General features: G+C 61.7%; 25 protein-coding genes. 8 read left to right on the forward strand and 17 right to left on the reverse strand.

The genetic code is table 11. The features are described from left to right. Positions 1 to 17: 17 nt before the first annotated feature. Positions 18 to 293 (reverse strand): hypothetical protein, encoded by a 276-nt coding sequence (locus AC4LE2_RS17885; RefSeq protein ID WP_491827093.1) that lies wholly within the window; start codon positions 291 to 293, stop codon positions 18 to 20. 224 nt (positions 294 to 517) lie between these two features. On the opposite strand from AC4LE2_RS17885, the gene leuS reads away from it, so the two are divergent. The 4 genes from leuS (at position 518) to AC4LE2_RS17905 (ending at position 6,241) form a co-directional block, all read left to right on the forward strand. Further along, the gene (gene leuS / locus AC4LE2_RS17890; protein WP_491827095.1) at positions 518 to 3,124 is read left to right on the forward strand and encodes a leucine--tRNA ligase; all 2,607 of its coding nucleotides are present in this window, start codon (positions 518 to 520) and stop codon (positions 3,122 to 3,124) included. Between the two features lie 66 nt (positions 3,125 to 3,190). Then, complete coding sequence (locus AC4LE2_RS17895) at positions 3,191 to 3,796, forward strand: LPS-assembly lipoprotein LptE (protein ID WP_491827097.1); 606 nt, start codon at positions 3,191 to 3,193, stop codon at positions 3,794 to 3,796. Positions 3,797 to 3,827: 31 nt separating this feature from the next. Continuing rightward, positions 3,828 to 4,865 carry a DNA polymerase III subunit delta gene (gene holA / locus AC4LE2_RS17900; protein WP_491827099.1) on the forward strand — a complete coding sequence of 346 codons (1,038 nt, stop codon included), beginning with the start codon at positions 3,828 to 3,830 and terminating at the stop codon, positions 4,863 to 4,865. Between the two features lie 68 nt (positions 4,866 to 4,933). Next, positions 4,934 to 6,241, forward strand: coding sequence for a lytic murein transglycosylase (locus tag AC4LE2_RS17905; protein WP_491827101.1), 1,308 nt, complete (start codon positions 4,934 to 4,936; stop codon positions 6,239 to 6,241). 24 nt (positions 6,242 to 6,265) lie between these two features. Here AC4LE2_RS17905 and AC4LE2_RS17910 read toward each other — a convergent pair whose 3' ends face one another. The 13 genes from AC4LE2_RS17910 to AC4LE2_RS17970 form a co-directional block, all read right to left on the reverse strand. Further along, a complete protein-coding gene (locus AC4LE2_RS17910) occupies positions 6,266 to 7,180 on the reverse strand; it encodes a S66 peptidase family protein (RefSeq protein WP_491828171.1) in 915 nt (304 codons plus the stop codon). 23 nt (positions 7,181 to 7,203) lie between these two features. Beyond that, on the reverse strand, positions 7,204 to 8,214 hold the full coding sequence (gene lipA / locus AC4LE2_RS17915) for a lipoyl synthase (RefSeq protein ID WP_491827103.1): 1,011 nt from the start codon (positions 8,212 to 8,214) through the stop codon (positions 7,204 to 7,206). 2 nt (positions 8,215 to 8,216) lie between these two features. Then, on the reverse strand, positions 8,217 to 8,867 hold the full coding sequence (lipB, locus tag AC4LE2_RS17920; RefSeq protein ID WP_491827105.1) for a lipoyl(octanoyl) transferase LipB: 651 nt from the start codon (positions 8,865 to 8,867) through the stop codon (positions 8,217 to 8,219). Then, the gene (locus AC4LE2_RS17925) at positions 8,867 to 9,142 is read right to left on the reverse strand and encodes a DUF493 domain-containing protein (protein WP_491827107.1); all 276 of its coding nucleotides are present in this window, start codon (positions 9,140 to 9,142) and stop codon (positions 8,867 to 8,869) included. The genes lipB and AC4LE2_RS17925 overlap by 1 nt, the downstream gene beginning before the upstream one ends. An 81-nt stretch (positions 9,143 to 9,223) precedes the next feature. Continuing rightward, on the reverse strand, positions 9,224 to 10,384 hold the full coding sequence (locus AC4LE2_RS17930; RefSeq protein ID WP_491827108.1) for a D-alanyl-D-alanine carboxypeptidase family protein: 1,161 nt from the start codon (positions 10,382 to 10,384) through the stop codon (positions 9,224 to 9,226). Between the two features lie 125 nt (positions 10,385 to 10,509). Further along, positions 10,510 to 11,538 (reverse strand): septal ring lytic transglycosylase RlpA family protein, encoded by a 1,029-nt coding sequence (locus tag AC4LE2_RS17935; RefSeq protein ID WP_491827110.1) that lies wholly within the window; start codon positions 11,536 to 11,538, stop codon positions 10,510 to 10,512. Beyond that, entirely contained in the window at positions 11,538 to 12,548 is a 1,011-nt protein-coding gene (gene mltB / locus AC4LE2_RS17940) for a lytic murein transglycosylase B (RefSeq protein WP_491827112.1), read from the reverse strand. Before mltB ends, AC4LE2_RS17935 begins: the two co-directional genes overlap by 1 nt. A 17-nt stretch (positions 12,549 to 12,565) precedes the next feature. Then, on the reverse strand, positions 12,566 to 13,669 hold the full coding sequence (gene rodA, locus AC4LE2_RS17945; protein ID WP_491828172.1) for a rod shape-determining protein RodA: 1,104 nt from the start codon (positions 13,667 to 13,669) through the stop codon (positions 12,566 to 12,568). A gap of 31 nt (positions 13,670 to 13,700) precedes the next feature. Further along, positions 13,701 to 15,596, reverse strand: coding sequence for a penicillin-binding protein 2 (gene mrdA / locus AC4LE2_RS17950; RefSeq protein ID WP_491827114.1), 1,896 nt, complete (start codon positions 15,594 to 15,596; stop codon positions 13,701 to 13,703). Between the two features lie 19 nt (positions 15,597 to 15,615). Beyond that, entirely contained in the window at positions 15,616 to 16,083 is a 468-nt protein-coding gene (gene rlmH / locus AC4LE2_RS17955) for a 23S rRNA (pseudouridine(1915)-N(3))-methyltransferase RlmH (RefSeq protein WP_491827116.1), read from the reverse strand. An 8-nt stretch (positions 16,084 to 16,091) separates the two neighbouring features. Continuing rightward, a complete protein-coding gene (gene rsfS, locus AC4LE2_RS17960) occupies positions 16,092 to 16,490 on the reverse strand; it encodes a ribosome silencing factor (RefSeq protein ID WP_491827117.1) in 399 nt (132 codons plus the stop codon). A 54-nt stretch (positions 16,491 to 16,544) separates the two neighbouring features. Next, the gene (nadD, locus tag AC4LE2_RS17965; protein ID WP_491828173.1) at positions 16,545 to 17,195 is read right to left on the reverse strand and encodes a nicotinate-nucleotide adenylyltransferase; all 651 of its coding nucleotides are present in this window, start codon (positions 17,193 to 17,195) and stop codon (positions 16,545 to 16,547) included. 32 nt (positions 17,196 to 17,227) lie between these two features. After that, a complete protein-coding gene (locus AC4LE2_RS17970) occupies positions 17,228 to 18,502 on the reverse strand; it encodes a glutamate-5-semialdehyde dehydrogenase (protein WP_491827118.1) in 1,275 nt (424 codons plus the stop codon). 161 nt (positions 18,503 to 18,663) lie between these two features. Here AC4LE2_RS17970 and AC4LE2_RS17975 point away from each other — a divergent pair, with 161 nt between their 5' ends. Together AC4LE2_RS17975 and AC4LE2_RS17980 are read left to right on the forward strand one after the other, a co-directional pair. Beyond that, positions 18,664 to 19,350, forward strand: coding sequence for a DNA-3-methyladenine glycosylase (locus tag AC4LE2_RS17975; protein WP_491827119.1), 687 nt, complete (start codon positions 18,664 to 18,666; stop codon positions 19,348 to 19,350). A gap of 2 nt (positions 19,351 to 19,352) precedes the next feature. After that, positions 19,353 to 20,669, forward strand: coding sequence for a bifunctional DedA family/phosphatase PAP2 family protein (locus AC4LE2_RS17980; RefSeq protein ID WP_491827121.1), 1,317 nt, complete (start codon positions 19,353 to 19,355; stop codon positions 20,667 to 20,669). Between the two features lie 28 nt (positions 20,670 to 20,697). On the opposite strand, the gene AC4LE2_RS17985 is transcribed toward AC4LE2_RS17980, so the two are convergent. Genes AC4LE2_RS17985 through AC4LE2_RS17995 form a run of 3 tightly spaced genes read right to left on the reverse strand, consistent with a single transcriptional unit; the run spans position 20,698 to position 22,373 of the window. After that, on the reverse strand, positions 20,698 to 21,288 hold the full coding sequence (locus AC4LE2_RS17985; RefSeq protein WP_491827123.1) for an LON peptidase substrate-binding domain-containing protein: 591 nt from the start codon (positions 21,286 to 21,288) through the stop codon (positions 20,698 to 20,700). A 10-nt stretch (positions 21,289 to 21,298) separates the two neighbouring features. After that, the gene (locus AC4LE2_RS17990; protein ID WP_491828174.1) at positions 21,299 to 22,015 is read right to left on the reverse strand and encodes an LrgB family protein; all 717 of its coding nucleotides are present in this window, start codon (positions 22,013 to 22,015) and stop codon (positions 21,299 to 21,301) included. Then, on the reverse strand, positions 22,005 to 22,373 hold the full coding sequence (locus tag AC4LE2_RS17995; RefSeq protein WP_491827125.1) for a CidA/LrgA family protein: 369 nt from the start codon (positions 22,371 to 22,373) through the stop codon (positions 22,005 to 22,007). The genes AC4LE2_RS17990 and AC4LE2_RS17995 overlap by 11 nt, the downstream gene beginning before the upstream one ends. Positions 22,374 to 22,575: 202 nt before the next feature. Between AC4LE2_RS17995 and AC4LE2_RS18000 the strand changes: the two genes are divergently transcribed. Together AC4LE2_RS18000 and AC4LE2_RS18005 are read left to right on the forward strand one after the other, a co-directional pair. Then, entirely contained in the window at positions 22,576 to 24,306 is a 1,731-nt protein-coding gene (locus AC4LE2_RS18000; RefSeq protein ID WP_491827127.1) for a C13 family peptidase, read from the forward strand. Between the two features lie 19 nt (positions 24,307 to 24,325). Next, positions 24,326 to 24,967: an oxidoreductase gene (locus tag AC4LE2_RS18005; RefSeq protein ID WP_491827129.1), complete on the forward strand. Its 642-nt coding sequence runs from the start codon at positions 24,326 to 24,328 to the stop codon at positions 24,965 to 24,967. Positions 24,968 to 24,983: the final 16 nt, after the last annotated feature.

The raw sequence follows: 24,983 nt of genomic DNA on the forward strand, positions 1-24,983 counted from the left end.
CCACCTGCCTACCAGGGCTAACGTCGGCGACGGCGGTCTTTCAGCCAGCAGACATTAGCCCCGAATTCACGCTCCGGTCGTGGGCTGGGGGTCTTCTTGGGCGCGGCGTTAGCATGCAGATAAGCGCTAAGCCAATCGAATTCGGCAGCGCTCAACCCCGTAAGCTCTAACTCCGCAGGTGCTTCATGGCGCAGGTGCACCGACGTGCGCGCCACGTCCATGGCCAGCCCCAGGCGGTCGATCAAGCGCTCGCAAAGCTCCGGGTTGACGGCCGCGAGGTGTGTTTCTACCATCCGTTCCCCCTTGTGCTGACGAAACTTCAGTGCCCACCCGATAGCTTAGCGGCGCGTGCCACGGCAGCCTGTCGCCGCGACCAACGGAAACGCAGCAGCAATAGCGTTTCACAGGCCCGCCGGGGGTCATGTATGCTACGGCGTTCACCAAAACACTGGATCGATGGCCGCGGCATACGTCAGCCGGAGCCCGGACTCACTCACTTCCCCAGCCAAAAGTAGCCATGCACGAACACTACCAGCCTCGCGAAATCGAAGCCGCCGCCCAAGCCTTCTGGGACGCGCGAAAGTCCTTTGAAGTCAGTGAAGAGCCCGGCAAGCCGACCTACTACTGCCTGTCCATGTTCCCGTACCCTAGCGGTAAGCTGCATATGGGGCATGTGCGCAACTACACCATCGGTGACGTGATCGCCCGCTACCAGCGCATGCTCGGCAAGAATGTGCTGCAGCCCATGGGCTGGGACGCGTTCGGCATGCCGGCAGAAAACGCCGCGATGAAGAACAACGTTGCCCCGGCCAAATGGACGTACGAAAACATCGCGTACATGAAGACCCAGCTCAAGAGCCTGGGCCTGGCCATCGACTGGTCGCGGGAAGTGACGACCTGCAAGCCCGATTACTACCGCTGGGAACAATGGCTGTTCACTCGCCTGTTCGAAAAAGGCGTGATCTACCGCAAGAACGGCACCGTGAACTGGGACCCGGTAGACCAAACCGTCCTGGCCAACGAGCAAGTCATCGACGGCAAGGGCTGGCGCTCCGGTGCAGTGATCGAGAAGCGGGAAATCCCGATGTACTACTTCAAGATCACCGCCTACGCCGAAGAGTTGTTGCAGGGCCTTGATGACCTGCCGGGCTGGCCGGAGCAGGTCAAGACCATGCAGCGCAACTGGATCGGCAAATCCAAGGGGATGGAAGTGCGCTTCCCCTACGATTCGGCCTCCATTGGCGAAGAAGGCGTACTAAAGGTCTTCACCACGCGCCCCGATACCCTGATGGGCGCTACCTACGTGGCCGTGGCCGCCGAACACCCGCTGGCCACCCTCGCCGCCCAGAACGACCCTGAGCTCCAAGCCTTCATCGCTGAATGCAAGGCAGGCAGCGTGGCCGAAGCAGACGTAGCGACCCAGGCGAAAAAGGGCCGTGCTACCACCTTGCGCGTTGAGCACCCGCTGACCGGTGAGTACCTGCCGGTGTGGGTTGCCAACTATGTGCTGATGCATTACGGCGATGGCGCGGTCATGGCCGTGCCGGCCCATGACGAGCGTGACTTTGAGTTCGCCACTCAATACGGCCTGCCGATCAAGCCTGTGGTACGCACCAGCGCCGGCGACATGACGCCCGCGCCCTGGCAGCCTGCTTATGGCGAGCACGGCCAGCTCATCAACTCCGGTGAATTCGACGGCCTGGACTTCGAGGGTGCGTTCGACGCCATCGAAGTGGCCTTGCTGAAGAAATCGTTGGGGCAGTCTCGCGTGCAGTACCGCCTGCGCGACTGGGGTATCAGCCGCCAGCGTTACTGGGGCTGCCCGATCCCGATCGTTCACTGCGACGCCTGCGGCGATGTACCGGTCCCCGAAGCCCAACTGCCCGTGGTGCTACCGGAAGACGTCGTGCCCGACGGCGCAGGCTCGCCGCTCGCCAGGATGCCCGAGTTTTATGCATGCCAATGCCCTCGCTGCGGTGAGCCGGCGCGTCGTGAAACCGACACCATGGACACGTTCGTAGAGTCGTCCTGGTACTTCGCCCGCTACGCCTCGCCCCACTATCAAGAGGGGATGGTAGACCCGGCTGCGGCCAACCACTGGCTGCCTGTCGACCAGTACATCGGTGGTATCGAGCACGCCATCCTTCACCTGCTGTACGCGCGCTTCTTCCACAAGCTGATGCGCGATGAAGGCCTGGTCAGCTCCAGCGAGCCGTTCAGGAATCTGCTCACCCAGGGCATGGTCATCGCTGAAACCTACTACCGCACCGAAGCCAACGGCGGCAAAACCTGGTTCAACCCTGCCGATGTGGAGCTGGACCGCGACGCCAAGGCCAAGGTCATTAGCGCCCGGTTGCGCAGCGACGGCCTGCCGGTCGAGATCGGTGGCACCGAGAAGATGTCCAAGTCCAAGAACAACGGCGTAGACCCGCAGTCGATGATCGACCAGTTCGGTGCGGACACCTGCCGGCTGTTCATGATGTTCGCCTCGCCGCCCGACATGAGCGCTGAATGGTCTGATACCGGCGTTGAAGGCGCCAACCGGTTCCTGCGGCGTGTCTGGCGCCTGGCTCAGGCCCACGTCAGCCAGGGCCTGCCAGCACCACTGGGCAGCGCAACGCTCAACGATGGGCAGAAGGTGGTACGTCGTGCTATCCATTTGGCCATCCGCCAAGCCAGCCAGGATGTGGGCCTGCACCACAAGTTCAACACCGCCATTGCCCAGGTGATGACCTTGATGAACGTGCTTGAAAAAGCCCTGCAGGCCAGCGAGCAGGATCGCGCGCTGCTTCATGAAGGGTTGGAAGCCGTAACCCTGCTGCTGGCGCCGATCACGCCACACGTGTGCCATGAGCTGTGGCAGCGCCTGGGCCACACTGGTGCTGTGATTGATGCAGCATGGCCTATCCACGATGAAGCTGCGCTGGTACAGAGCACCCTCACTTTGGTCATTCAGGTGAATGGCAAGCTGCGCGGGCAGATCGACATGCCCGCCGATGCCACCCGTGAGGAGGTCGAAGCGGCGGCGCGCGCCAATGAGAATGTGCTGCGCTTCACCGAGGGCCAGACCATTCGCAAGGTCATCGTGGTGCCTGGCAAGCTGGTCAACATCGTCGCTAACTGATCCCGGCCCTGGGCGCTTCGGCGCTCCAGGGTGCGTCGGCTAAAAAGGTTTGAAGGAGCAACAAGCATGATCAAACGTAACCTGTTGGTACTGGGGCTGGCCACGCTGCTAAGTGCGTGCGGCTTTCACCTTCGCGGCACCGGCACTAACGAAATGGCCGTCAAGGAAATGAACGTCCAGGCCCGTGATGCGTACGGCCCTACTGTCAAGGACCTGCGCGCGGCGCTTGAGCGTAATGGCGTGAAAGTCGACGGCAGCGCACCTTATACCTTGACGCTTACCCGTGAGAGTGAAGACAGCCGCAATGCCACCTATACCGGTACGTCACGTGCCTCTGAAGTAGAGCTCAGCCTGCGCCTGGCCTACACCATCACCGGTGACCAGCAACGGGTGCTGTTGGATGACCACATGGACGTGCAGAAAGTGTACGTGCACGACAGCAACAACCTGACCGGCTCTGACCAGGAATCCAGCCGCGTACGTACCGAGATGCGTCGTGAGCTGATCCAGCGCATGCTGCTGCGCCTGGCTCAACTGACACCTGCCCAGCTCCAGCAGCGTCAAGCCGAGGAAGACGCCAAGGCTCAGGCCCAAGCCGCTGCCGAGGCCGAAGCTCAACGCATTCGCGACGCAACGCCGCAGCAGTCGCCCATGCAACTGCCTACCCGTTGAGGCCTGGCATCAACCGCACAGGGGCCACGCAATGAAACTTGCGCCGGCCCAGTTGGGCAAGCATTTGCAAGGGGGCCTGGCCGCGATCTATGTGGTCAGTGGCGACGAGCCCTTGTTGTGCCAAGAGGCCGCCGACGCTATACGCGCTTGCGCACGCCAGCAAGGTTTTGACGAGCGCCAGGTGTTCAACGCCGATGCCAACTTCGACTGGGGCAGCCTGCTTCAGGCTAGCGCCAGCCTGTCTCTGTTCTCGGAGAGGCGCTTGCTGGAGCTGCGGCTTCCGGCTGGAAAGCCTGGTGATAAAGGCGCTGCGGCCTTGATAGAGTATTGCCGGCGCCCGGCTGATGACACCCTCCTGCTGGTCAGCCTTCCCAAGCTGGACGGCAGCGCCCAGAAGAGCAAGTGGGCATCCGCGTTGATCAATGCCCCCCACGTGCAGTTCATTCAGGTATGGCCGGTGGACGCTCATCACCTGCCCCAGTGGATCAGCCAACGGTTGGCGCAGGCCGGCCTGGCCGCTGCACCCGAAGCGGTGGAGCTGATTGCCGCTCGCGTCGAAGGTAACTTGCTGGCAGCGGCGCAAGAGATAGAGAAGCTCAAACTGTTGGCGGATGGTAATCAGGTGACCCTGGACATCGTTCAGGCGGCTGTGGCGGACAGCGCTCGTTTCGACGTCTTCGGGCTGGTAGATGCCATCCTTGGCGGCGATGCAGCCCATGCGTTGCGCGTGCTGGAGGGGCTTCGGGGGGAAGGTGTCGAGGCGCCGGTGATCTTGTGGGCGTTGGCCCGCGAGCTGAGAACCCTGGCCAGCGTGGCCTATTTGTTCAGCCAAGGCGTGCCGCTGGATAAAGCCTTCAGCCAGATGAAGCCCCCGGTGTGGGACAAGCGCCGCCCCGTGGTGGGCAAGGCCATGCGCCGGTACCCTTCGCAACGCTGGAATCAATTGTTACAGGATGCTCAGGCGCTGGATGCCCAAATCAAAGGGCAGGCGCCTGGCTCGGTCTGGGCCGGGCTTTCGCGGCTTACGCTCTTGATGGCAGGCCAGCGCTTTCCACTGGCGGCGCAATAGGCCCTTGGCGGCCTAACCCCGTGCCGTGTTAAGGTTTTGCCACCTTTTTCGAATGCTTAGGCACTTGCATGTTTCTTCGCCGTATCTGCCGTCGCCGCTCTAGCCGAGCTCTTGTCGCTTCCAGCCTGTTTTTTCTTGCTGCCTGTTCGGAAACACCCACGGCGGCCGATGCGTTGCCGGGCACACCCGCCGCAGCCACGGCAGTAACTGCTACGCAAGAGCCTATGCAAAGCTTCGAGCAATGGCAGGCGGCGTTCAGGGCTCATGCCTTGCAGTCGGGGATCCGGAGCGACGTGTTCGACACCGCTTTCAATGACGTGAGCCCAGACCCCGCAGTCATCGACGCCGACCGTAGTCAGCCTGAGTTTAGCCGGCCGGTCTGGGAATACCTCGACAGCGCCATTTCGCCAGTACGGGTTCGCAAAGGCCAGGCCCTGCTGGGCCAATATGCCGACGCCCTGCAACGCATCGAGCAGCGATATGGCGTAGACCGGCAAGCACTGGTGGCGGTATGGGGCATGGAAAGCAGCTTCGGCCAGTTCCAGGGTGATAAGTCAGTTATTCGGTCCCTTGCCACGCTGGGGTTCGAAGGCCGCCGGCCAGCATTCGCCCAGGAGCAGCTGGTAGCCGCCTTACAGATTTTGCAAAACGGCGACATCGACCCTGCCCACATGCTGGGCTCATGGGCAGGCGCCATGGGCCAGACTCAGTTCATCCCTACCACGTACAACGCCCATGCGGTGGACTTCGACGGCGATGGCCGTCGGGATATCTGGAACAGTGCCGTGGACGCCCTCGCCTCTACAGCTCAATACCTTCAGGCCTCAGGCTGGCAGCACGGTCAGCCTTGGGGAATGGAGGTTCAACTGCCTTCGGGGTTCGATTACGCACTGGCTGACGGCAGCCTGCGCAAGCCGGTGTCCGAGTGGCTGGCACAAGGCGTGAAACTACCGGCCGGCGTCACGTTGCCCGCCAACCTGAGTCAAACCTCCGCCAACCTGCTTCTGCCTGCGGGCTATCGGGGGCCGGCCTTCCTGGTACTGGATAACTTCCGGGCGATTCTCAAATACAACAACTCCTCTTCTTATGCGTTGGGCGTGAGCCTGCTGTCCCAACGTTTCTCATCAGGGGGTTATGTTCAGGGGAGCTGGCCAAAGGATGACCTGCCTTTAAGCCGTTCCGAGCGTATAGAGCTGCAGACCCTGCTCAGCGCTGCACAGTTTGACGCGGGGGCGCCTGACGGGATTATCGGGGCCAATACCCGCAAGGCTATCCGTGCCGCACAGCAAACACGTGGCTGGCCGGCCGATGGTTACCCTACCCATAAGCTACTGGAAAGCCTACGCGAAAGCGGCGTGGCGCAAGCCAAGCCGTAGGGGCGGGCAACCGGGCACAGGGCTTTAACGTGTAACGTCCTGTGCCAGTATCAACTGTTGGCTGTTGGCGTTCAGTATCACCTGGGCGCCCAGTGGCAGCGTCAGGTTAGGGTCGCAGTGGCCGCTGCGCCACCCTGCCAACACCGGAATATCCAACTCGGCAAAGGTGGCCTGTATCAGCTCGAACAGCGGCCCAGGCTCGACCTTTGCAATGTCCCCTACCAGCACGCCACGCAGCCCGGTGAATTTGCCAGCCAGGCGCAATTGGTTGAGCACGCGGTCGATGCGGAACAAGGGCTCGTTCACATCTTCGATGAACAGAATGGCGTCGCTGGTATCAAGCGCCCATGGCGTGCCGAGCGAGGCTCCGAGCATGGTGAGGTTGCCCCCTGCCAGGCGGCCCTGGGCAACCCCACCGTGTAACGTGCTGAGCGGCCACTGGGCAGGGTGCGCGATCACATCCCCAGCCCTCAGCTCACCCCGTAGCCATTGCAGCAGCAGGGCGTGCGTAGGGGCTTGGCGTGGGATAAGCAGATCTGGGCGCATCATCGGCCCATGAAAGCTCACGAAGCCAGCCTCCTGCCATAGGGCTTGGTGCAAGGCGGTCACGTCGCTGTAGCCCACGAACGGCTTGGGGTTGGCCGCAATGAGCGAATAATCGATCTGGTCGAGCAGGCGTGGGCTGCCGTAGCCGCCACGCACGCACAGGATGGCATTGATGGACGGGTCTGAAAACGCAGCGTGCAGGTCTGCGAGGCGTACGTCGTCGCTGCCCGCCAGGTAGCCTGTGGTGCGCGCAACGCCGGGGAAAATATGCAACCGGTACCCTTGCGCCTGTGCCCAGGCGTGGGCGGCTACTCGGTCGAACTCTGCAGGCCCCGCCGGGGCAATCAATCCCAGGCAGTCCCCTGGGTGCAACGCCGGTATGGGCGTGCCCAGGGAAGCAGTTGATCGCTGCCCGATCAAAGCTTGATCTTCGCCTCATGCGCCTGCTGGTCCGCATGGTAGGACGATCGTACCAGTGGGCCAGAAGCGACGTTTTTGAAGCCCAGGCGCTGCCCTTCTTCGGCAAACCAGGCAAAGGTGTCCGGGTGGACGAAGCGCTGAACCGGCAGGTGACTACGCGAGGGCTGCAGGTATTGCCCAAGGGTAAGCATGTCAATGTCGTGCTCACGCATCTTGTGCATCACTTCGATGACTTCCTCGTCCGTCTCGCCCAGGCCCAGCATCAAGCCCGACTTGGTCGGCACGTGAGGCACACGCTGCTTGAATTTCTGCAGCAGCGTAAGGGACCAGTCGTAGTCGGAGCCCGGCCGTGCGGCGCGGTAGAGGCGCGGTACGGTCTCAAGGTTGTGGTTGAAGACGTCTGGCGGCTCTTGGGCGGTGATGTCCAGCGCGATGTCCATGCGGCCACGGTAATCAGGTACCAGCGTTTCGAGCTGAACCCCTGGCGACAGTTTACGGATTTCGCGCAGGCAGTCAGCGAAGTGCTGAGCACCACCGTCACGCAGGTCGTCGCGGTCCACCGAGGTAATTACCACGTACTTGAGGCGCAAGTCAGCGATAGCAACAGCCAGGTTATGAGGCTCGTCTGCATCCAGTGCCTTGGGACGGCCATGCCCTACGTCGCAGAAAGGGCAACGGCGGGTACAGATGTCACCCATGATCATGAAGGTCGCGGTACCGCCGGAGAAGCATTCACCCAGGTTTGGGCAGGAGGCCTCCTCGCACACGCTGTGCAGCTTATGCTTGCGCAGTAATTGTTTGATTCGGTCGACTTCCGGTGACACCGGAATACGCACGCGAATCCAGTCAGGCTTCTTGGGCAACTCATCCGTTGGAATGATCTTTACCGGAATCCGGGCGACTTTCTCGGCGCCTCGTAGCTTCACACCAGCCTCGACCTTTTTAGGCGCAGCAGGCTTGGGAAGGGCCACCTCAGGAGTGGCGAGGGTGTCTTGCGCAATAGTCATATTCAGTCGATTCCGCCCGTGAGGGTCGTCTGCTCAACATAATCGAGGTGTTCGACAAGCTGCGCTCGCAGCCGGGTACCTACCTCGGAGAGTGCTGCCCCGGGCGCATGGCTGGCCAGTTGCGTCATGGCAAGGCCGGCATAGCCGCACGGGTTGATTCGCTGGAACGGACGCAGGTCCATGTCGACGTTCAGGGCCAGGCCATGGAAGGACCGACCGTGACGGATGCGCAACCCCAGCGATGCGATCTTGGCGCCTTGTACATACACCCCGGGGGCATCGGGCTTGGCTTGGGCCGGCACGTCGTAGCTGGCCAACAACGCCACGAGTGCGTTTTCGATGCGGCTTACCAAATCCCTTACGCCAAAGCCACGCTCTCGCAGGTCCAGCATCAGGTACGCCACCAGTTGCCCCGGCCCGTGGTAGGTCACCTGCCCCCCGCGGTCTACCTGCACCACGGGGATATCGCCCGACATCAGTACATGTTCAGCCTTGCCTGCCTGGCCCTGTGTGAACACAGGTGTGTGCTGCACCAACCACACTTCGTCCCCTAGCTTGCGCTCGCGGGCCTCGTCGGTAAAGCGGCGCATGGCCTGCCATACCGGCTCGTAAGGCAGGACGCCCAGCTCACGAAAGCCCAGGCAACCCTGCATCACAGCACCATATGCACGAAACCGGTAGCACGTAACGCGCTATTGATGTCGCGCAGTTGGTCCTGGCCAGTGGCAACGATATGCAATTGAACGGTGGTGTATTTGCCATTGCTGCTTTGGCGCTCCGCCAGGGTGTTTATATCCACCTTGGCGTATTTGGCGAGGATCTCGATGACCGTATCCTTGAACCCTACCCCGGTGTCGCCGATCACTTTGATCGGGTAATCGGGGCACGGAAATTCAATGATGTGAGACTTTACATCGGTGTCTGTCATGGCAATGACGGCCTCATCAAGCCGTGGAAAAAAGCTACACCTCCCGCAGTCAGGGACTGGGGAGGTGTAACCGACGATGCGTCAGTTGAACAAGCCGTAGAAGAATAGACGAATGCTATCCCACAACCGACGGAAGATGCCACCCTCCTCCACGGCATCCAGAGCGATGAGGTCTTTGGTATCTACCACTTTGTCGCCGTTCTTCACTTCGACCTTGCCCACTACCTGGCCCTTCTCGATAGGCGCCGTAAGTTGCGGGTTCATGGTCATACTGGCTTGCAGGTTTTTCAGCTGGCCGCGTGGCAGAGTCATGGTCAGGTCTTCAGCCAGGCCTGCCTTCACTTCGTTGGTGGTGCCTTTCCATACCGGGGCCTTGTTCAGCTCGGTACCGGCTTTGTAGAAGGTTTGGGTTTCGAAGAAGCGGAAGCCGTAGGTCAGGAGCTTTTGGGTTTCAGCAGCACGCGCCTGCTCACTGTTGGTGCCGAAGACCACGGCGATCAAGCGGGTGCCATCACGGACCGCAGACGCCACCATGCAGTAGCCCGCTTCCTGGGTATGGCCGGTTTTCAAACCATCGACGGTCTTGTCGCGCCACAGGAGCAGGTTACGGTTGGGCTGCTTGATGTTGTTCCAGAAGAACTCTTTCTGGGAGTAGATCGCGTAGTGCGCCGGGTCTTCATGGATGATGGCCCGGGCAAGGGTCGCCATGTCGTGGGCAGAGGCGTAGTGATCCGGGTTAGGCAGGCCCGTGGGGTTCATGAAGTGGCTGTTGTCCATGCCCAGCTTCTTGGCAGTGGCATTCATCATGTCGGCGAAGGCATCTTCGCTGCCTGCGATGTGCTCCGCCAGGGCCACGGTGGCATCGTTACCGGACTGGATGATAATCCCGTGCAGGAGGTCGCTGACCGTGACCTGCGAGCCCACCTTGATGAACATCCGCGAGCCGCCGGTACGCCAGGCGTTTTCGCTGACGGTTACCAGGTCGTTCTCGCCGATTTGCCCACGACGGATTTCCAGGGTAGCGATGTAGGCCGACATGAGCTTGGTCAAGCTGGCCGGCGGCAAGCGCTCGTCGCCGTTGTTATCGATCAGCACATTGCCGCTGGACGCCTCCATCAGCACATAGGCTTTCGCCGCCAATTGAGGCGCAGCGGGGACCATTTGGTCGATGGCCCAGGCCGCTGGGGACAGCAGCAAGGGGACTAGCAGGCATACACGTTTGGCAAAGTTGGTGATGTTCATCCGTCTCTCGAGATTACTGATGGCACAGGCCCTGAGGGCAAATCTTAAAGCCTTGTCAGGGCTTACGTGTAACCGTCCTTGGTAGCCCCGCGCGCGCCGGGCACTCAGCGAGGCTGACCCGCTGGTCATTCAGCCGTCACCATGCTCGGCGAGCCGAGGTTGGCCAGGCGAACGCTGTTCTGCACTTGCTGGGCTTCATCCTGAGTTCCGATCGGCCCCAGCCGCACGCGATAGAGCGTCTGCTGGTTGCGAATCGTAGGGCTGGTAAACGCCGGGGCTTTTACCATGGTACTGAGCTTCGAACGGAGCAGTTCGGCAGCGTCCGGGTTCGCGAAGGCGCCCACCTGGAGATAGAGGCCAGTTGCCTGCGCAGAAGCGTTTTTTTTTGGGTCGAGGACGACCGGTGCCGTGGCCACGGCGTGTTGCTGTGGGGGTGGCGTGTACTGTTCGATGGTACCGGCACTGGGCGTAAACGCCGGCCGTGCCTGGGCTACCTGGGTGGCTGGCTGCTGTAGCACCATGGGCGCCTGCCCGCCGCGTTGGGCCCACCACTGCTGAGGGTCGATGCCCTCGACCCGCACACGTGCCGTGCCGTTTTCGGCATAGCCCAGTTTTTTGGCGGCGGCATAGGACAGGTCGATGATGCGGTCGGAATAAAAGGGGCCTCGGTCGTTTACCCTCAGGATTACGCTGCGGTTGTTATCGAGGTTGGTGACCTTCACATAACTGGGCAGCGGCAGGGTTTTGTGGGCAGCGCTCATGCCATAGAGGTCATACACTTCGCCGTTGGCGGTGTTTTGGCCATGAAACTTGGTGCCATACCAAGAGGCAGTACCTACCGCCTTATAACTGTTGGCCTGTTGAATCGGAAAATAGGTTTTGCCAAGCACTGTGTACGGGTTGGCCTTGTAAGGCCCGGTGTGCAAGGTAGGCACCGCATCTGGAATGCGGGAAACGTCTACGTCCCACCAAGGTGCGCCATCCTTGTGGGCCCGATTGATGTCCAGGCCAGGCTGAGCACGCACCGTCGTGTTGGTGTTGGAGTAGGTGTAGCTAGGCTCCGGCGCACGGCTACTTGAGCAACTTGCCACGAGCACGGCCGCTGCCCCATAGAACGCCAGCTTCAGTGGTGTGCGAAACGGCAAAGCCCGCATTAATTGGTGCCCCGTGCTTGGACCAGCATTTGCGACAGTTGATGGACCGCCATGGCGTACATCGCACTGCGGTTATAACGCGTGATCACGTAGAAGTTCTTCAGGCCCATCCAGTACTCGGGCCCTGCGTCCCCGTCGAGCTTGAACGCAACCACCGGTAGGTCATCGCGCAGCGCATCATGACTCGACCACCCCAGGGCTCGCAACTCCCCAACGGTTTTCGTAGGGTCCAGACCAGGGCTTAGGCCCTCGTCGGCACGCCCGCCGCGTACATCTGCGCGGCTTACCACAGGCTCGCCACTGACCCAGCCGTGCCGGGAAAAGTAACTGGCCACGCTGCCAATGGCATCGACCGGGTCGCTCCAGATATTGATATGACCGTCGCCGTCGAAGTCTACTGCATAGGCCCTGAAACTGCTGGGCATGAACTGTGGCAGACCCATTGCCCCGGCATAGGAGCCCTTCAAGGTAGCAGGGTCAACCTGCTCGTCCCGGGCCAGCAGCAAGAACTCACGCAGCTCCTTGCGGAAGAAGTCTGCACGGGGAGGATAGTCGAAGCCCAGGGTCGAGAGGGCATCGAGCACTCGGTAGTTACCTGTGTTGCGGCCGAAGAAGGTTTCGACGCCAATAATCGCGACGATCACCTGTGCGGGCACGCCATATTCCTGCTCGGCACGCGTGAGGGCAGCCTCATGCTGGCGCCAGAAGTCAACGCCGCGCGCGATGCGTGCATCAGTGATGAAGATCGGGCGATAGTCTTTCCAAGGTTTCACTCGTTCGGCGGGCCGGGAAATGGCATCAAGGATTGCCTGCTTACGCTCGACCTCCCGGAACAACCCCATCAGTTGCTCGCCGGCAAAGCCGTAGTCGCGGGTCATTTCGCCCACGAACTGTGCCACCTGGGGGGAGCCTTCATAGTCACCGGCAACCGAAGTGCCTGGCGTGCCAAGGATGCCCGCCAGGCCGACCCAAGGAGCGTATCGAGCGACCCAGCTACGCATTGCTTGCATTGAAATCATCACCTTAATCAAACCTGAGCGATCCACTTGCGATGGGTATGGACCGACATCAAAACCCCAAACGCTGACAGTAGCGTCACGAGCGAAGTTCCGCCGTAACTAATGAAGGGCAAGGGCACGCCAACTACCGGCAGTAGGCCACTTACCATGCCTATATTAACGAATACATACACGAAGAAGGTCATGGTCAGGCTACCCGCCAGCAATTTGCCGTAGAGGGTCTGCGCCTGCGCGGTAATGACCAGCCCGCGACCGATAAGCAGGAGGTAGATCAGCAGTAACGCACAGATGCCGACCAGCCCGAACTCTTCGCCTAGTACAGCGATGATAAAGTCAGTGTGGCTTTCGGGCAAAAAATCCAGGTGCGATTGTGTACCTAACAGCCAGCCTTTACCAAATACCCCGCCCGAACCGATGGCGGCCTTGGACTGGATAATGTTCCAGCCTGTACCTAATGGGTCGCTTTCAGGGTCCAGGAATGTGAGGATCCGCTGCTTTTGGTAGTCGTGCATGATAAAGAACCACATGGCCACGGCCACAGGCACGGCGGCGGCGATCACGCTGAGAATCCAGCGCCAGCGGAGCCCCGCCATGAACAGCACGAACGCCCCGGAGGCCAGGATCAGCAGCGAAGTGCCCAGGTCGGGTTGGCGCACGATCAACACAAACGGCACGCCGATGAGCGCCAGGCTAACAGCCACGTGTTTAAGGTGGGGCGGCAAGGTGCGCTTGGAGAGGTACCAGGCGATGGTGGCGGGCATGATGATTTTCATGAACTCCGACGGCTGGAAGCGAATTACCCCTGGAATGTTGATCCAGCGCGTTGCCCCCATGGCGTTGTGCCCCATGACATCGACGACTACCAATAAGACCACGCCCAACACATAGGCCAGCGGCACCCAGCGGGCCATGAAGCGCGGCTCCAGCTGGGCGATGACGAACATGGACACCAGCCCGATACCAAATGAAGACGCTTGTTTGATAAGCAAGTCCCAGCTCTTGCCGCTGGCCGAATACAGCACGAACAGGCTGCCCGTGGCCAAGGTGAGCAACAGCACCAGCAAGGGCCCATCCACATGAATGCGCTGCAGGAACGTCGCTCGACGCCGCATTACGTCCTCGCTGGACAGAATGCGATCAAAGTTATTCTTCACGGGCCGTAGTCTCCGGGGCCGTCACACTGGCGTATTCAGGTTTGAGGTGGCCATCGGGGCCTAACAACCAGGCGTCCAGCACCTGCCTGACCACAGGGGCCGCTACCCCTGAGCCGGACTCGCCGTTTTCGACCATCACGGCTACCACGATGCGCGGATTTTCGGCAGGCGCAAAGCCGACGAACAACGCGTGGTCCCGGTGACGTTCTTGCAATTTATTACGGTCGTAGCGCTCGCCCTGGCGAATGGCAACCACCTGCGCGGTGCCACTCTTGCCCGCAATACGGTACATGGCACCCAGGGCGGCCTTGCGGGCGGTACCGCGCGCGCCCTGCATCACCTGCTCCATGCCATGGGTAACGCGCGCCCAGTCGCTAGGGTCGCGCAACACGATGTCCGCCATGGGTGAAGGGTCTACCGGCGGCTTGTCTTCAATGGTCCTGGCCAGGTGGGGCCGATTCCACCGGCCTTTGTTGGCCACCAATGCCGTGGCCTGGGCCAACTGCAGCGGCGTGGCCTGCATGTAACCCTGGCCAATCCCCAGAATCAAGGTTTCCCCTGGGTACCATACCTGGCGACGGGTCACGCGCTTCCATTCACGAGAAGGCATCAAGCCGGGGGATTCCTCGAACATGTCCAGCGAAACCTTTTGCCCAATCCCGAAGCGCTTGAGGTAGTCACCCAGGCGATCGATCCCAAGCTTGTGGGCGAGGTCATAGAAATACGTGTCATTGGACCGCATGATGGCGGTGTCCAAGTCAACGAACCCGTCCCCGCTGCGGTTCCAGTTGCGATATTTGTGGTCGTAGTTGGGCAGGGTGTAATAGCCCGGGTCGAACACCCGCGTAGACGGCGTGACCACGCCGCTGTCCAGGCCGGCGATGGCTACCGCTGGCTTGATGGTCGAGCCTGGCGGGTACAGGCCTCGAAGCACTCGGTTAAACAGGGGCCGGTCGATGGAATCACGCAGCTCCGCATAGGCTTTGAACGGAATGCCGGTCACGAACAGGTTGGGGTCAAAGCTTGGCTGGCTCACCATGGCAAGCACCTCGCCATTTCGTGGGTCCAAGGCGACTACCGCGCCCCGACGCCCGCCCAATGCAGCTTCGGCAGCCTGTTGCAGCTGGATGTCGAGGGTAAGCACAATATCCTTGCCCGGAACGGGATCGGTGCGCTTGAGTACTCGCAATACGCGGCCCCTGGCGTTGGTTTCTACTTCTTCGTACCCCACCTGGCCGTGGAGCTCAGGCTCATAGAAGCGTTCGATGCCGGTTTTGCCGATCTGGTGGGTGCCGCTGTAGTTCACCGGGTCCAGCGACTTGAGCTCTTTCTCGTTGATGCGCCCCATGTAGCCGACGGAGTGCGCAAAATGTTGCCCTTGAGGGTAGTACCGGGTGAGCTGAGCCACCACTTCTACACCTGGGAGCCGAAACTGGTTTACCGCGATGCGCGCAATCTGCTCTTCGGTCAGCTCCTGCATGACCGGCACCGGCTCAAACGGGCGCCGCCCCTGGCGCATGCGTTTCTCGAACAGGGCGCGGTCTTCGGGCGCGAGCTCCAGCACCTCGACGATGCGGTCCAGGATGCCCTCCCAGTCCCCGGCACGCTCTCGCGTGACGCTCAAATTAAAGCTGGGGCGGTTGTTGGCAATGATGACCCCGTTCCGGTCATAGATCAGCCCACGACTGGGCGGAATGGGCTGCACATGTACCCGGTTGTTTTCAGACAACGTGGAGTGGTACTCGTACTGAACCACCTGAAGGAAGTACAAGCGCGCCACGAGAACGGCGATCAGGGCGACCACCACCACAGCACCCACGACAACGCGGCCTCGCACCAGGCGGGCGTCTTTTTCGTGGTCCTTGAGGCGGATCGGCTGGGACATCGACGAGGGCTTTAAAGGCTTATTTATGGTAGGGATGGCCGGACAATACCGTCCATGCCCGATAGACCTGCTCGCCAATCAGGATGCGCACCAGTGGATGCGGCAACGTGAGCGCCGACAGTGACCAGCGTTGATCCGCTCGGGCGCACACCTCAGGCGCCAGGCCTTCCGGCCCGCCTACCATGAAGTTAACCGTGCGCGCATCGAGCCGCCAACGCTCAAGCTCGGTAGCCAACTGCTCGGTACTCCAGGGCTTGCCGTGCACCTCAAGGGTGACCACGCGCTCGCCCGGCTGAACCTTGGCCAGCATGGCCTCGCCCTCCTGGCGCATCAAGCGCGCCACATCGGCGTTCTTTCCCCGTGTATTGAGGGGGATTTCGACCAACTCCAGTGGCAGCTCGGCGGGCAAGCGGCGGGCATACTCCTGCCAGCCCTCTTCTACCCACTTGGGCATTCGAGAACCAACGGCGATCAGACGCAAACGCATGACGGCCCTTATTCGGGCGTGTGCGGGTCGAAATTCGTGTAATCCGGCGCATGCTGGGCGCGGCTCTGCTCGGCACCTTGCCACAAGCGCTCCAGGTCATAGAACTGGCGAGCGGCAGACGTCATCACATGCACCACCACGTCGCCCAGGTCTAGCAGTACCCAGTCGCTGTCGCCCTTGCCTTCTTCACTCAGGGGCTGCACACCCTGTGCCTTGACCTTCTCGCGCACGTGCTCGACCATCGAGTTGACGTGGCGGTTGGAGGTACCGGTAGCGATCAACATGAAGTCCGTGATGCTGGTTTTGTCTTTCACGTCGATGCTGAGGATGTCCTGGGCCTTGATGTCTTCCAGGGCAGCCGTTGCCAGCTGGACCAGTTCTTCGCTCTTCATTGAATGCTTCTTCATATAAAACTCATCAACTCGTGTAGTCGGGGCGCGGGATAGTCCGCGACGGCCCGGTCAATTGGCATCACGGTAAAGCCCGTGTGCCTCGATATAGGCCAATACTGCGTCCGGCACCAAGTAACGAACCGACTTGCCGCTGGCCAGCAGCTGGCGGATCTGGGTAGCGGACACCGCCAGGGGTGTCTGCCATACGAAAGCAATCTGCCCCGCCGGCCCTTGAAGGGCGGCGGGGGCGCTGACCGCGCGAGCGGCCAACAGGTTACGCAGGGCATCGGGCGGCTCGCTGTCGGCATCCGGCCGTTGCAGCACCGTGATGTGGCAGTACGTGAGCAACTCTTGCCAGCGATGCCAGGTAGGCAGCCCGCAAAAAGCATCCCAGCCCAATAGCAAAAACAGTTGATCCCCGTCATCCAATTCGGCCCGCACGGCTTCAAGGGTGTCGATGGTCCAGGACGGTCGCTCACGCAGCAGCTCTCGACCATCGACCCGTAGGGGCAGTACCCCTTGCACGGCCTGCTCGACCATGGACAGCCGCTGCTCGGGGTTGACCTGGGGTTGGCCCCGGTGCGGCGGGCGGGCATTGGGCACCAGGCGTAGCTCGTCGAGGCCGAGCATGTCTGCCACTTCGAGCGCGCTGCGCAGGTGGCCGATGTGCACAGGATCGAATGTGCCACCCAGTAGGCCGATGCGTTGGGGCGCAGACATCGAAGCCTTCAACGGCGCCTGGGTTTCAACGCTCAATGACCGCTCGACTCGCCGCGCAGGTGGCCATCACCCACCACGACGTATTTTTCACAAGTAAGGCCTTCGAGACCTACCGGCCCGCGAGCATGCAGCTTATCGGTAGAAATGCCGATCTCTGCGCCCAGCCCGTATTCGAAGCCGTCGGCAAAGCAGGTAGGCGCGTTGAGCATGACCGAGGCGGAATCCACCTCTGCAAGAAAACGCCGCGCCTCGCCCTGGTGCTCGCTGACGATGGCATCGGTATGGTGCGAACCGTACCGGTTGATGTGATCGATGGCGTTATCTAGCCCATCCACCACCCGAATGGACAGCACAGGCGCGAGGTATTCGGTGTGCCAGTCGTCTTCGGTGGCAGGTACCGCGCTTATGAACTGACGCGTGCGCTCGCAGCCACGCAACTCAACGCCTTTTTCCTGGAACTGGGCCGCCATCGGCGGCAGAAACGCCGAACCGACTGCAGCATCTACCAGCAGGGTTTCCATGGCGCCGCAGATGCCATAGCGGTACGTCTTGGCATTCAACGCGATGCGCTGGGCCTTGGCCAGGTCAGCCTGGGCCGACACGTACACATGACAAATGCCATCGAGGTGCTTGATCACCGGTACCCGCGCGTCTCGGCTTATGCGCTCGATCAGGCCACGGCCGCCACGGGGAACAATGATGTCCACGTACTCGGGCATGGTGATGAGCGCACCTACGGCGGCGCGGTCGGTGGTGTCCACGACCTGCACGACGGTGGCGGGCAGGCCGGCGGCCTGGAGGCCTTGGCCGATACACGCGGCAATCGCACGGTTGGAGTGGATGGCCTCAGACCCGCCGCGCAGGATAGTGGCATTGCCGGACTTCAGGCACAGGCTGGCTGCATCAATGGTCACGTTTGGTCGGGATTCGTAGATGATCCCTACCACGCCCAGCGGCACGCGCATCTTGCCAACCTGAATGCCCGAAGGCCGGAAGCTCATGTCACGAATGGCACCGACGGGATCGGGCAAGGCCGCGACCTGGCGCAGGCCAGCGATCATGCCGTTTATGCGCTCAGGGGTAAGCGCCAGGCGATCGAGCAACGCCGGTGCCAGGCCGTTGGCGCGGGCATGGGTGAGGTCGAGCTGGTTGGCCGCTGCCAGCGCCTCGCGAGCAGCGTCCAGCGCATCGGCGGTGGCCAGCAATGCCTGGTTCTTGAGGCTGGTGCTGGCCCGCGCGATCACCCGCGCGGCCTCGCGCGCGGCGTGCCCGAGGCGGTGCATGTAGTCGAGGACTGGCTCAGTCATGATTCCACGGCTTGGAAAAGAGGAAAGCCGCTGATTATAGCCGTGACGGGTAACGACTAACAGCGGTGACGGGCAGATGGTTACAAACAAGCGCCAATGGCACGCTGAAACCCTACCCTGGCACTTGCTATGATTCGCCTTTGATTCAGAGGGCTACACGAATGGGCAACCTGCCAGCCACCACTCCCCTGCCAGATTCCTTTTTCGATCGCGATGCCCAGCAGGTGGCACGCGACCTATTGGGCAAGGTCATTCGTCATCGCCAGGGCGAGCAGTGGCTCGCTGCCCGCATCATCGAGACCGAAGCTTACTACCAGCGCGAAAAAGGTAGCCATTCCTCGCTAGGCTACACCGAAAGCCGGCGCGCCATGTTCCTGGACGGTGGGCACATCTATATGTACTACGCACGCGGCGGGGATTCCCTGAACCTCAGCGCCCAGGGCCCCGGCAATGCCGTGCTGATCAAGTCAGGCTTCCCTTGGGTAGACACACTCAGTGACGAAAACGCCCTGGCCCGCATGACCCTCAACAACCCCGACGCCAAAGGCCAGCCGCGCCCACCGGCGCGCTTGTGCGCTGGCCAGACGCTGCTGTGTCGTGCCTTGGGGCTCAAGGTGGCGAGGTGGAATGCGCAGCGGTTCGACCCTGAGGGGCTTTACGTCGAAGACGTAGGCAACGCAGTGAAAACAGTTATTCAGACGACACGCCTGGGCATTCCCATCGGGCGCGACGAACATTTGCCGTACCGCTTTGTCGATGCTGAGTATGCTCGCTTTTGTACCCGCAATCCGCTACGTCGGGGCCAGGTCGAAGGGCGCGACTATTACCTGCTGACCCAAGGAAACTGACCATGCATGCCTGGCTGGGCGAAATGAACCAATGGCTCGCTGCCAACCCACAGTGGCTGGGCGCCACCGTCTTCCTTGTCGCGTGCGTGGAGTGCTTGGCCATTGCCGGGCTGATCGTACCAGGTACCGTGGCGTTGTTTGCTGTGGCGGTGCTGGCCGGGGGTGGCGCTTTGAGCCTTGGGGACACCCTATTACTGGGTTACGCGGGTGGGCTATTGGGCGACGGCATTTCCTATGCCATCGGCCGGGGCTTGCAGCAAAACATCCGCGGCTTGCCCCTGCTGCGTACCCACCCCCAATGGCTCACCGGGGCTGAGGGTTTTATCCAGCGGTATGGCATAGCAAGCCTGTTGGTAGGGCGCTTTATCGGGCCTCTACGCCCCATGCTACCAATGGTGGCGGGCATGCTGGAAATGCCCCTGCCCAGGTTTATTCTGGTCAGCTTGCTGGCCGCTGCCGGCTGGTCAGTGGCGTACCTGCTGCCAGGCTGGATGACCGGGGCTGCGGTGCGCCTGCCATTGCCGCCAGGGTTCTGGCCGCAGACGGCAGTGGTCGCCGTTGGCCTCGTAGGCCTGATCGCCCTGGCTATCAACAGCAACGTGCGGCGCCACTCCAGTGCCACTCTGCTCACCAGCACTGCCAGTTTCGTGGCGTTGATGGCGGTCTTTCTGGGCTGGCCCTATTTGGCGCACTTCGACCAAGGGGTGATGACCCTGGTACAGGAACACCGCAGCCAGGCGCTGGACCCTATCGTGGTAGCGGTTACCCGGCTAGGGGATTTCCGCACCCAGTTACTGGCTGCGGTGGTGCTTACGGTGATGCTGCTGGTCGCCCGGCAATGGCGCCACGCGCTGTTCGCCTGCGGTGTACTGCTGTGTACCGCTTTGGGCAACGGCTCGCTCAAGTGGCTGTTCGCCCGTACCCGCCCCGAGGTACTAAGCACGCCGCTTACCACCTACAGCATGCCCAGCGGCCACAGCTCTGCGTCGTTCGCGTTCTTTCTGGTGCTGGCGATACTGGCCAGCCGGGGTCAGCCGCCGCGCATGCGCATGGCCTGGATATTCATGGGCTGCATCCCCGCCCTGGCCATTGCGTCGTCAAGGGTGTACCTGGGTGCGCACTGGCCCACCGACGTATTGGCAGGGGCCCTACTCGCGGTGTTCGTCTGCACTGCAGGCCTGGCGATTACCCTGCGCGTTCATAAGCTAGAGCCCTTGAGGTTGCGTACATGGGCCTTGGTGCTAATACCCTGTGTACTGCTGCTCGGCTGGCTCACATGGCATGACATGGCCAACGCCCTCACCCGCTATGCCTATTGAGGCCAGGCATGAGCGTGCAGGCCTCGGCCTAACCTTGAAGCTCACCCTGCATGCGCTCCAACAGCGCGTGGATAGCCTCCAGGCGGGCGGCCGGGTCGTCGATTCCAAGCATCGCGATCTTGTCCCGGTTTTCAAACGGCAATAAGTAAGCCAGGCGATCTGCCAGGGCACTGCGCCCGGCGGGTGCGTCGCCCATGCCAAGGCCTGCCACCATGGGGTGCTCCGCCAGCGCAGACAGCAGGGCCAGCAAATCGGCGTCGTCGTCTTGCAGGGGCGTATCCGGCGGCGACTCCAGCCACGTTACCTCGGCGACGATCAGTTGGTCGGGCTGCACCTCTACGCGCTCTACCTCGAAGCGGCGCCTTCCTTCGATGCGGATGCCCAGCAGGCCGTTATTCTGCTGTTCGAAATCCAGCACCTTCGCTTCACAGCCCAGGCTTGCGTGTGAGGTAGCGGCTTCACCTACCTCACTGCCTTCCAGGATGCAGACGATGCCGAAGCCTTCACCTTGCTTCATGCAGCGGCCGATCATGTCCAGGTAGCGTGCTTCAAACAGCTGCAGGTCAAGAACGCAGCCAGGAAACAGCACGGTGTTGAGTGGAAATAACGGCAGTTTCATCAGGCTTTCCTCATACGAACAGGCTCACCGCCAACGGCAGGAATACCGCAGTTGCCACACCCATCAAGCTCATGCCCAGCGCCGCGAACCCGCCACAGGCTTCCCCTTCCTGCAACGCAACGGACGTACCAACGGCGTGGGCCGTGATACCCAGCGCGATCCCTCGGGCCTCAGGTGCCTGCACTTTGAGCAGCCCCAGGATACCTGGCCCCAGGATACCGCCGATTACCCCGGTAGCCAGCACGAATACAGCGGCCAGGGCAGGCACACCGCCCAACTGCCCGGCCACCAGCATGGCGATGGGTGAGGTTACCGATTTTGGCGCCATGGTCATGAGGGTTTCATGGTCGGCGCCAAAGCACCAGCCCAGTACTATCCCTGAGCCTGTGGCAAACACTCCACCCACCACCAAGGTGACCACCGTAGGCCATAACAGCTGGCGAATACGGCGCAGGTTCAAGTAAAGCGGCACGGCCAGCGCCACGGTGGCCGGCCCCAGCAAGGTGGCGAGCATTTCAGTGCCATGCCGGTATTCGGGGTAGCTTACGCCACATACGACCAGCACACCGATCACCAGGAGCATGGAGACCAGCACGGGCTGCAAAAATACCAACCGGGAGCGCTCATAGAGGGCAGCAGCCACTTGGTATGCCGCCAAGGTGACGCCAATTCCGAACAAAGGATGATGGATGATGGCGCCCACAGCGCCCTGCCAATCAAGCATTATCCACCCCGCTCTGCTTGAGGCGACGGGCCATAAGCCGGTTCATCAGCCACCCTGCCAGTGCAACCGAGGCGATGGCTGACAACATGAGCGCACCAACGATCGCCCAAACGTGCTGCGCGATCAGCGCGGCATACACCATTACCCCAGCGGCGGGTGGCACCAGCAGCAGAGGCAGGTAGCGCAAGAGGCTCGAGGCCGCCATCTCAACCGATTCGGGCACTTCGCCGTTGTAGATCAGCCAACCCAACATGCCCAGCAACCCTATGACCGGGCCGGGAAGAATAGGCAGGCATAACGTGTGGATGCCTGTGCCAATCAGTTGAAACACGATCAGCCAGGTTAACCCTTTCAATAACATTCGCTGCCTCCATCGCTCAGCGTTTTTGGGTGCACGTGGCCCGTGGAGCTGCGAACCGGCGCGTATTATAGCCCTGTCAAGTGCGTGAGCCAGGCTTGTGTTGGGCCGAGCATGTGACAGGCTGCGCGAAGCGACCGTCCAAGGCTGTATCCCGCGCGAGTTTGTACGGCATACTCGGCGCCTTGATTGCCCGGACCTTGCCATGCGCTTACTTGCTCCACTTGCCTTGTGTCTGCTCCTTGCCGCGTGCGGCGAAGGCAAACCCTTGCTGCCCGCCGACGCGCGGTTGCCGGACGGTGGCCAGTATCACGGCAAGGTGGTGGACGGGTTGCTGCAAGGCCAGGGCCGCGTGGATTACCCCAATGGCAGCTGGTACGTCGGCACCTTCAAAGACGGCCAGTGGGGCGGCAGTGGCGAGTGGCACGGCGCCAATGGCGAAGTGTACCGAGGCGACTTCCTCCAAGGCCTGTTCGACGGCCAAGGCACCATGACCGTGGGCAGCACTACCTATACCGGGGGTTTCAAGCGCGGCAAGCGAGAAGGTGAAGGCTTGCTCAAGGAGCCAGGGCGCAGCTACCGGGGCGGCTTCGTCAATGACCAATACGCCGGGGCCGGCCACCTCGACCTGGATGATGGCAGCAGCTACCAAGGTGACTTCGATCACGGCCAGCCCAATGGTGAAGGCGTGCGCACGGACGCCGATGGCAATCAGTTCAGCGGTCACTTCGTGGATGGCCAACTGGAAGGCCGCGGTACGTTCAGCAACGGTGACGGCGACAAATACATGGGTGAATTCCGCCACGGCCGCCTCGATGGTCATGGCCGCTATGAGACCCAGGCCGGGGATGTGTGGATCGGCCAGTTCAAGGAAGGCGCGCCCAACGGCCCCGGTGACCTGTTCGCCAACGACGGCAGCCATTATCAGGGCGACTTCGTAGACTGGCACTTCTACGGTGAGGGGCAGCTGTCTTCAGCCGACGGCAGCCTGTATATAGGTGGGTTCATCAACGATGCGTACCAGGGCAAAGGCACCTTGACCCTAGCGGATGGCAGCCGACAGGCCGGTTACTGGCTGGATGGGCGCCGCGTTCGCGACGAGCACGATCGCGCCCTGCCAGACCCGCTCGAACAAGGGCTGTTGGCCCAAGGGGCCCTGCTCGAGAAGGCCTTGAAAGGGGTGCCGAACTCCACGCCTGCCGTTGAACTCTATAGCCTTACGCTGGGTGGAGACGGCGAGCAGAGTGTGTTCATGCGCGAGGCCGATTATGTCAGCGACTTGCTCGCCACCCGCTTTGGCGCGGTGGGCGGCATTACCCTCGTCAATCATCGCGATCACTTTACAGACCGCGTGATGGCCACACGCGAGACCTTTGCGCGGGCCATCGACACACTAGCCAAACGCAGCGGCCCGGAGGACCTGGTGTTCATTTACCTCACCAGCCATGGCACGCCGGAGCATGAAGTGGTGCTTGAACAACCTAGGTTACAGCTGGGCGACCTGTCGGCCCAGGACATGGCTACGCTGCTGGCGCCCCTCAAGGACCGAGACAAAATCGTGGTGGTGTCGGCCTGTTATTCGGGCGGATTCATCGAACCGCTGAAAAATGAGCGTACCTTGGTGATTACCGCGTCGCGCCCAGACCGTGTGTCGTTCGGCTGCTCGGAAGAGGCGGACTTCACCTACTTCGGTGATGCGCTGTTTGCCCAAGCGCTGACCACTACTGATGATTTGCAGATGGCATTCGCGCAGGCCACCACCATCGTGGCGCAACGCGAGCAGGCTGAAAATTTCGAACCTTCGCAGCCTCAGATGTGGGCCCCGAAGGGTGTGTTGAAACACTGGCACCGCTTGCGCCGGCAACAAGCAAGCGATGCACTGCACAGCGGTAACGCTGGCCAAGGGGCCAACAAGCAAACGGCACGTAGCCATTGAGGGCCAGGAGGGACGCACGATGTACCTGACACCACAACGCATTCTATTGGCAGGCGCCACGGGGCTCACCGGCGAGCATTTGCTGGACCGCCTGCTGAATGAGCCGACGGTCAGCCGAGTGCTAGCCCCTACCCGCCGCGCACTGGCCGAACATGCCCGGCTGGAGAACCCCATGGGCGAACTTGGGGGGCTGCTGCCCCACCTCGAAGGGCCTGTGGACATCGCCTTCTGTTGCCTGGGCACAACGATCAAGCAGGCGGGCTCTCAAGACGCCTTCAGGGCCATCGACCATGACCTGGTGCTGGCCTTCGCACAGCGGGCCCGAGCCTTGGGCGCGCGCCACCTGCTGGTGATCAGCGCCATAGACGCCGACCCTGCATCATCAGTGTTTTACAGCCGGGTCAAAGGCGAGATGGAGCAGGCCTTGCGTGAACAGGGCTGGCCACAACTCACCCTGGCACGGCCCTCCATCCTGATAGGCGCCCGCGCGGAGCCGCGCCTGGCCGAACAGATTGCTGCGCCGCTGTCGAAGTTGATTCCCGGCAAGTACCACGGCATAGAGGCCTGCCAGTTGGCCTGGGCGTTGTGGCGGCTGGCCCTGGAAGAAGGCGAAGGGGTACGGGTAGTAGAGTCCGACGAGCTACGCAAACTGGGGCGCTGAGCTCCACACCCAGGTT

This window comes from Pseudomonas sp. 9.3L, assembly GCF_058536285.1.

Excerpts from the sequence above, each read along its gene's own strand:
- lipB (WP_491827105.1), bottom strand. The coding sequence starts at position 8,867 with ATGCAGGGTTGCCTGGGCTTTCGTGAGCTGGGCGTCCTGCCTTACGAG.
- AC4LE2_RS17905 (WP_491827101.1), top strand. The coding sequence starts at position 4,934 with ATGTTTCTTCGCCGTATCTGCCGTCGCCGCTCTAGCCGAGCTCTTGTC.
- AC4LE2_RS17970 (WP_491827118.1), bottom strand. The coding sequence starts at position 18,502 with ATGACTGAGCCAGTCCTCGACTACATGCACCGCCTCGGGCACGCCGCG.
- AC4LE2_RS17895 (WP_491827097.1), top strand. The coding sequence starts at position 3,191 with ATGATCAAACGTAACCTGTTGGTACTGGGGCTGGCCACGCTGCTAAGT.
- AC4LE2_RS17980 (WP_491827121.1), top strand. The coding sequence starts at position 19,353 with ATGCATGCCTGGCTGGGCGAAATGAACCAATGGCTCGCTGCCAACCCA.
- rlmH (WP_491827116.1), bottom strand. The coding sequence starts at position 16,083 with ATGCGTTTGCGTCTGATCGCCGTTGGTTCTCGAATGCCCAAGTGGGTA.
- AC4LE2_RS17995 (WP_491827125.1), bottom strand. The coding sequence starts at position 22,373 with ATGTTATTGAAAGGGTTAACCTGGCTGATCGTGTTTCAACTGATTGGC.
- rsfS (WP_491827117.1), bottom strand. The coding sequence starts at position 16,490 with ATGAAGAAGCATTCAATGAAGAGCGAAGAACTGGTCCAGCTGGCAACG.
- AC4LE2_RS17985 (WP_491827123.1), bottom strand. The coding sequence starts at position 21,288 with ATGAAACTGCCGTTATTTCCACTCAACACCGTGCTGTTTCCTGGCTGC.
- AC4LE2_RS18005 (WP_491827129.1), top strand. The coding sequence starts at position 24,326 with ATGTACCTGACACCACAACGCATTCTATTGGCAGGCGCCACGGGGCTC.
- rodA (WP_491828172.1), bottom strand. The coding sequence starts at position 13,669 with ATGCGGCGTCGAGCGACGTTCCTGCAGCGCATTCATGTGGATGGGCCC.
- AC4LE2_RS17925 (WP_491827107.1), bottom strand. The coding sequence starts at position 9,142 with ATGACAGACACCGATGTAAAGTCTCACATCATTGAATTTCCGTGCCCC.
- leuS (WP_491827095.1), top strand. The coding sequence starts at position 518 with ATGCACGAACACTACCAGCCTCGCGAAATCGAAGCCGCCGCCCAAGCC.
- lipA (WP_491827103.1), bottom strand. The coding sequence starts at position 8,214 with ATGACTATTGCGCAAGACACCCTCGCCACTCCTGAGGTGGCCCTTCCC.
- mltB (WP_491827112.1), bottom strand. The coding sequence starts at position 12,548 with ATGCAAGCAATGCGTAGCTGGGTCGCTCGATACGCTCCTTGGGTCGGC.
- AC4LE2_RS17975 (WP_491827119.1), top strand. The coding sequence starts at position 18,664 with ATGGGCAACCTGCCAGCCACCACTCCCCTGCCAGATTCCTTTTTCGAT.
- AC4LE2_RS18000 (WP_491827127.1), top strand. The coding sequence starts at position 22,576 with ATGCGCTTACTTGCTCCACTTGCCTTGTGTCTGCTCCTTGCCGCGTGC.
- AC4LE2_RS17930 (WP_491827108.1), bottom strand. The coding sequence starts at position 10,384 with ATGAACATCACCAACTTTGCCAAACGTGTATGCCTGCTAGTCCCCTTG.
- AC4LE2_RS17885 (WP_491827093.1), bottom strand. The coding sequence starts at position 293 with ATGGTAGAAACACACCTCGCGGCCGTCAACCCGGAGCTTTGCGAGCGC.
- nadD (WP_491828173.1), bottom strand. The coding sequence starts at position 17,195 with ATGTCTGCGCCCCAACGCATCGGCCTACTGGGTGGCACATTCGATCCT.
- holA (WP_491827099.1), top strand. The coding sequence starts at position 3,828 with ATGAAACTTGCGCCGGCCCAGTTGGGCAAGCATTTGCAAGGGGGCCTG.
- mrdA (WP_491827114.1), bottom strand. The coding sequence starts at position 15,596 with ATGTCCCAGCCGATCCGCCTCAAGGACCACGAAAAAGACGCCCGCCTG.
- AC4LE2_RS17935 (WP_491827110.1), bottom strand. The coding sequence starts at position 11,538 with ATGCGGGCTTTGCCGTTTCGCACACCACTGAAGCTGGCGTTCTATGGG.